Annotated in this window: 4 protein-coding genes; all 4 read left to right on the top strand. The window is 61.7% G+C overall.

What is annotated here, in order from left to right; translation table 11 throughout:
* The coding region (locus tag ACIREA_RS23405; RefSeq protein WP_397384762.1) for a hypothetical protein at positions 1–342 on the top strand (342 nt) is incomplete at its 5' end.
* Positions 339–1,313: a formylglycine-generating enzyme family protein gene (locus ACIREA_RS23400; RefSeq protein ID WP_397384761.1), complete on the top strand. Its 975-nt coding sequence runs from the start codon at positions 339–341 to the stop codon at positions 1,311–1,313. The genes ACIREA_RS23405 and ACIREA_RS23400, both read left to right, overlap by 4 nt.
* Positions 1,313–3,763, top strand: coding sequence for a DUF1592 domain-containing protein (locus tag ACIREA_RS23395; protein WP_397384760.1), 2,451 nt, complete (start codon positions 1,313–1,315; stop codon positions 3,761–3,763). Before ACIREA_RS23400 ends, ACIREA_RS23395 begins: the two co-directional genes overlap by 1 nt.
* Positions 3,744–6,686, top strand: a 2,943-nt coding sequence (locus ACIREA_RS23390; protein WP_397384759.1) for a PSD1 and planctomycete cytochrome C domain-containing protein, incomplete at its 3' end; no start/stop codon positions are given. The genes ACIREA_RS23395 and ACIREA_RS23390, both read left to right, overlap by 20 nt.

The raw sequence follows: 6,686 nt of genomic DNA, 5'->3' as shown, positions 1-6,686 counted from the left end.
CAAGGCAGCATCACCGCATGGGACGAGGAGAACTTGCATCCGAAAGGTTCACCGGAAGCTGAGGCGCTGAAGAAGGATAAGAAGATGAACCGCAAGTTCATCGGTGCGGCGAAGGTGGAGAAGATTGCACTGTCGCTGAATGTTTGGCATGATCTGGTCATCGAGATGCGAGGCAGGGTGATCACGACTTTCATTGATGGAAAACAAGTGCTGAGCTACCAGACCAACGCTGGCGATGCGCCCAAGGAGACGGTGCAGTTCGCCGTGGGCGGCGGCAGCAAGGACGTGGTGAACGGCTGGTATGACGATGTGATCTTTGAGCCGTTGGAGGAGAAGAAATGAAGTTGTGGCTCCTTTTGCTTCTCGTTGTCGGAATTGATGCTCAGGCCCTCGACATCGAATGGGTCACGGTGGGTGATGCGGGCAATGCGCCGGACAAGACGGGCTATGGCGCGTTGGGGTATGAATTTCAGATAGCGAAGTTCGAGGTGACCATCGGGCAGTATGCGGAGTTCTTGAATGCGGTGGCAGCGACTGATCCGCGAGGGCTGTGGAATGCGAGCATGGGCAGCGCGCTGTTGACGGATAACAATCAGGGCGGCATCCGCAACGACCTGCCGGTGTTCATCAATCGCATCGGTGCGCCGGGAGCGTTTCGCTATGAAGTCATCGCGGGTCAGGAGAAGAAGCCCGTGGTTTATGTGAGCTTTCTCGATGCGATGCGTTTTGTGAACTGGCTGCACAATGGCCAGGGCAAGGGCGACACTGAAACCGGCGCGTATGACATCGCCAAGCACAGCGGTCTCGCGCGGCATGAGCCGGGTGCGAAGGTGTGGATCGCGACGGAGAACGAGTGGTATAAGGCAGCGTATTTTCAGCTGCGAGCAAAGGGTGGGCCGGCTGGCGATTATTGGCTCTATCCGACGCGCAGCAACGAACTGCCGCAGTTCCGGGCCGAAGGCGCCAGTGAGCCGAACTCGGCGAACTACTCGCAGAAGAACGTGGCCAACCTCCCGCCCGGTGCTTACACGCGGATGTATCAGGTGGGAAGTTATCCCAGCTCCGCCAGTTACTACGGCACTTTCGATCAAGGTGGCAATGCCTGGGAGTGGAACGAGGCGATCGTCTTCGATACGCAGCGCGGCATGAGAGGTGGCTGCGTGGCGCATACGTCTGAGAAGATGAAGTCGGTCGTGCGCACCAGCACCAAACCGGAGAAGAAATATCCCGACACGGGGTTTCGTCTCGCACGGTCTGTGCCGAAGGCTGGCGATGCAGCCAGCGTCCCACCAATCACCCCGAAGCAGCCGTGATGAAGAGAGCCTTAAACATCACCACCTTGCTTTGCACGGTTGCGCTCGCTTCCGCATCAGCCGCTGAACTCGGCGGCACACTGGAGCCGATGTTCGACCAGCACTGCTACGACTGCCACGACGCGGACGCGAAGAAGGGCGGGCTCGATTTGGCAGCGTTGAAATGGAAGCCCGATGACGTGGAGAACCTCCAGCAATGGACCAAGGTCTTCGACAAGGTGGAGCGCGGCGAGATGCCACCGAAGAAGAAGGAGCGACCGCCGGCAGCAGTGAGCAGCACCTTTTTGAAGACGTTGCGTGCTGAGTTGCACACTTTCAGCCGACATAAGCAGGAGTCGGAAGGTCGCGTGGTTTACCGGCGGCTGAATCGCACTGAGTATGTGAACACGATTGACGACCTGCTCGGCATCGACACGCCACTGCGTGACATGTTGCCAGAAGACGGCACAGCAGGCGGTTTCGACAACATCGGTGCGGCGCTGAATCTCTCCGCGGTGCATCTGGAGCGTTACTTGCAGGCGGCGGACCTCGCGTTGAAGGAAGCGACGGTCACCACGCCGAAGCCCGAGACGAAGAAGATCCGCACGGACTACAACGAAACGTGGCATGACTGGAACGCGCCCGGCTTTCAAAACAGCCAGTGGACGCATTCGCCTGAGGGCCTGCTCGCGATTCGTTGGAATGGCGGCAACGGGCCTCACGGCGAACTTGGCGCGTGGTCGCCACCGGTGCCGGATGCGCGTTATCGCTTCCGCATTCGCGCGCGGGCCATGATCGACAAAGAGGGACCGAACGCGAATGCGAATGATAAGAAGCGCCCGGATCGCCACATTGTCCTCAAAGTCGCGCTCGCCGACTGGCCGCGCACCGGACTGACCTTTGGCAATACCTACTTCGAGATGAGTCCCACGGAGTTTCGCGAGTTCGAATACGAAGCGCGCGTGCCGCAGGGCAAGACGCTTTGGCTTTCGCCCTACCGCGCCGTGCCGGAGACGCCGGACGAACGCGCGATGGTCGGCGGCATTTGCGCAGTCGTCGAGTGGGTGGAAATCGAAGGCCCGCTGCATGAGCAATGGCCGCCGCGCGGTCACCAACTGCTCTACGGTGACCTGCCCCTGCAGCCTGCGAATCCGAAGGCGCCCACCAAGGACCTGCGTGTTGTATCAACGCAACCCGAAGCCGATGCCCGCCGCTTGCTCAGCGCATTTCTGCCGAAAGTTTTCCACCGCCCGGTGACCGAAGAAGAAGTGAACGAGCGGCTCGAACTCGTGAAGGAGCAGATGCAAAAAGGCCGTCGCTTTGATGAAGCCCTGCGCGCTGCCTACAAGATGGCGCTGTGCTCACCGAAGTTTCTCTTCCTCCAGGAAAAAGTCGGCGCGCTCGACGACCACGCGCTCGCCTCGCGGCTCAGCTATGGCCTGTGGAGCACTGCGCCGGATGATGAGCTCACCAACCTCGCCACGCAGAAAAAGCTGCACGAACCCGCGACCCTGCGCGCTCAGACCGAGCGCATGCTGGCCTCGCCAAAGGCGAAGCACTTCACGCAAAACTTCCTCGGAAGCTGGCTCAATCTGCGCGACATCGAGTTCACCCAGCCGGATACGAAGCTCTACCCCGAGTTCGAGCAATACCTTCAGCAGTCCATGGTCAGCGAGACCGAGCGCTTCTTTGAGGAATTGCTCACGCGCAATCTCAGCGTGCGCAACATCATGCACAGCGATTTCGCGATGCTGAACGAACGCCTCGCCGAGCACTACGGCATTGCTGGCGTGAAGGGAGCGGAAATTCGCAAGGTGAGTCTCGCTCCTGACTCACGGCGCGGTGGCTTCATCACGCAAGGCGCGGTGTTGAAAGTCTCCGCCAACGGCACCAGCACATCGCCCGTGGTGCGCGGCGCTTATGTGCTCGACCGCATCCTCGGCACGCCGCCCGACCCGCCGCCAAAGAACGTGCCCGCCATCGAGCCGGATATTCGCGGTGCCACCACCATCCGTGAGCAGCTCGACAAGCATCGCAATCAGCAGGCCTGCGCCACTTGTCACGCGAAGCTCGACCCGCCGGGTTTCGCGCTGGAGAACTTCGATGTCACCGGCCGCTGGCGCACGAGCTATCGCGCCATTCCCGACAGCGCGAAGGACAAGGTCGTCAACGTCCCCGGCACGGACGTTCGCTTTTATACCCAGGGACGTCCCGTGGACCCTAGCTTCACCATGGCGGATGGCCGCCCGTTCAAAGATGTGGATGAGTTTAAGCAACTCATCCTCGCGCAGCCCGTGCAACTCGCCCGCTGCGTAACCGAAAAATTCATCACACACTTCACCGGTGCGCAGATGCAGTTCGCCGACCGCGAAGTCGTCGAAGCCATCGTGCAGCGTGCCGCTTCCAGCGGCTACGGCCTGCGCACACTCGTGCATGAGGTGATCCAGAGCCGTGTATTCACTCACAAATGAAATGCTGACATTGCACCATTCATCCCCGTTGTTTCTGGCGTTGCTTGCTGCGCTGGCTGTCGCTGCACCGCATGCGGCAGAACCGCTGCGCTACAATCGCGACATACGCCCCATCCTGTCGGACAACTGCTTCAGCTGCCACGGGTTTGACCCGAAGCACCGCGAGGCGGAACTGCGGCTGGATACGGCTGAAGGTGCGACGGCTGACCATGACGGCGTGGGGGCTATCGTGCCGGGCGATGTGGAAAAGTCGGAGCTGTGGGTGCGCCTCAACCACACCGACAAAGACGAGGTGATGCCGCCGCCGAAATCTCACAAGACGGTGACGGCGGCGCAGAAGGAAATGCTGCGAAGCTGGATCCAACAGGGCGCGAAATATGAGCCGCACTGGGCCTTCGCGCCGCTGGCTCCGGTGGCGTTGCCGAAGACGAAGCGGAACGGGTGGGCACGCAATGATCTCGACCGTTTCATCCTCGCTCGGCTGGAGAGTGAAGGTCTTGCGCCATCGGCGGAGGCCGCAAGGGAGACGCTGATACGGCGCGTTTCGCTCGATCTCACAGGTCTGCCGCCGACGCTGGCGGAGGTGGATGCATTCCTCGGTGACACCTCCTCGCAAGCGTTTGAAAAGGTGGTCGATCATTTGCTGAAGTCACCGCTCTACGGCGAGCGCATGGCGGTGGACTGGCTGGATGCGGCGCGCTTTGCAGACACAAATGGCTACCAGGTGGATCGCGACCGCGAACTCTGGCCCTGGCGCGACTGGGTGATCAGCGCCTTCAATCGTAACCTGCCGTTCGATCAATTCACCATCGAGCAGATTGCCGGGGATCTGCTGCCGCAGCCGAAGCTGGAGCAGCGCATTGCCACGGGCTTTCACCGCAATCACATGATGAACGAGGAAGGCGGGATCATCGCGGAGGAGTTTCTCGCGGAATATACGGCGGACCGGGTGGAGACGACGGCGGCGGTGTGGCTGGGGCAGACCTTCAACTGCTGCCGCTGCCATGACCACAAGTTTGACGCCTTCACTCAGCGCGATTTCTACGCGCTGAAAGCCTTCTTCCACAACGTGCCTGAGAAAGGCGTCGGCCTTTACAGCAATCCCATCCGCACCAATTCACCGCCGTTCATCAATCTGCCCGCGCCAGAGGTCGAGGCGAAGATCAGCGGCCTGAATGTGAGCGTCAAAGCGGTGAATGAGCAGCTCACTGCGCTGGCGGCCAAATCTTCGGCGGGAGTCGAGGAATGGGCGCGCCGCCTCGCGGCTGCCACCGTAGCATGGGAGCCCCTGGAACTCCGCACCGCGAGTGGTGGCGATTCGCCTCCGCGCGTGGATGCTGCGGCGCGCGTCGTTGAGGTCGGGCCGCAGGAGACGCGCGCCAACACCATCAAGATAGCGGCGCGCTTGCCGGTGGGTCGTATCACGGCGCTGCGTTTCGAATGCGCCACCAAGGAGTCGGCGGCGAGTTTTCAATGGAGTGAGCTGAAGGTCACTCGTGCGGGAGAACAGAAGCAGCCACTGAAAATGCGCGCCATTGCTGCGGGCGATTCGCTTGCGGCCACGGAGACGGTCAAGGCGCTGGACAATGATCGCAAAACACGTGTGGCGATTTCTGTGAAGCCTGATCACCCGGCAAAGGCGGTGTTTGAATTGGAGCAGGTGCTGGTCATCAATGACACGACGGCGGAAATTGAGATCGAGCTGGGCGTTGAAAATGCGAACGGGCCTTCGCGCTGGCGGGTGCTGTCCACGGTGGCGGAGCCCCATGTGCTTGCTCCTGCCAATGTGCTGAACCTCGCCCGCAAAGAAGAAGCCAAGCGCAGTGAGGCCGAGAAGAAACAGCTCGCGGCGTTTCGACTGTCGCAGCAGCCGGAGAATCGCAAGTTGAGCGACCAGTTGAGCGAGTTAAAGAAGCAGGTGACCGCCGCCGAGGCGGAGATTCCGACAACACTGGTGATGGAGGAGATGAAGGAGGCGCGCCCGACTTTCATACTCATGCGAGGAGCCTATGACAAACCGGGCGAGCAGGTGACTGCGGCCACCCCGGCGGTGCTGCCCGCGCTGGAGGCCGGGCTTCCACACAATCGTCTCGGCCTGGCGAAGTGGCTCGTGAGCCCGCAGAATCCGCTCACCGCACGCGTGACGGTGAACCGCTTCTGGCAGCAGATCTTCGGCACCGGACTGGTGAAGACGAGTGAAGACTTCGGGGCGCAGGGTGCAGCGCCTTCGCATCCTGAGCTGCTCGACTGGCTGGCGGGCGAGTTTATCCGCAGCGGCTGGGACGTGAAGCACCTGATGAAGCTCATGGTGACGAGCGCCACGTACCGGCAGCAGTCGCAACTCACACCGGTGCTGCATGACCGCGATCTGGAGAACCGGCTGCTCGCGCGCGGACCGCGCTTTCGCCTGCCAGCCGAGATGCTGCGCGACCAATCACTCGCGGCCAGCGGTTTGCTGGTGGGCAAGATCGGCGGCCCGTCGGTGAAGCCGTATCACCCGCCCGGCCTGTATGAGCAGGTGGTCGCGCAGCGGGACAATCCCAGCGCGACGTATCGCCAGGGCAGCGGCGATGACCTGCACCGCCGCAGCCTCTACACCTATTGGAAGCGCAGCGTACCGAATCCCGGGATGATGCTCTTTGATGCGCCCTTTCGTGAGACGTGCACGCTTCGCCGCACACGCTCCAACACGCCGCTGCAGGCGCTGAACCTGATGAACGACCCGACCTACGTGGAAGCCTCGCGCTTTCTCGCGCAGCGCATGATGCAGGAGGGTGGCAGCGCTGTGGACGCGCGGCTCGCCCACGGCTTCCGGCTGCTGCTCGCGCGCGCGCCGAAGCCCGCCGAACTGGCCATTCTCCGTGCCGCGTATGAGCGCGCCAGGGCAGATTTTGAAACCGACGCCGTAGCGGCGAAAGCACTG

Source organism: Prosthecobacter sp. (assembly GCF_044373815.1).
Classification (GTDB): Bacteria; Verrucomicrobiota; Verrucomicrobiia; order Verrucomicrobiales; family Verrucomicrobiaceae; genus Prosthecobacter.
This window is presented reverse-complemented; position numbering and strand designations above follow the sequence as displayed.

Excerpts from the sequence above, each read along its gene's own strand:
- ACIREA_RS23395 (WP_397384760.1), top strand. The coding sequence starts at position 1,313 with ATGAAGAGAGCCTTAAACATCACCACCTTGCTTTGCACGGTTGCGCTC.
- ACIREA_RS23400 (WP_397384761.1), top strand. The coding sequence starts at position 339 with ATGAAGTTGTGGCTCCTTTTGCTTCTCGTTGTCGGAATTGATGCTCAG.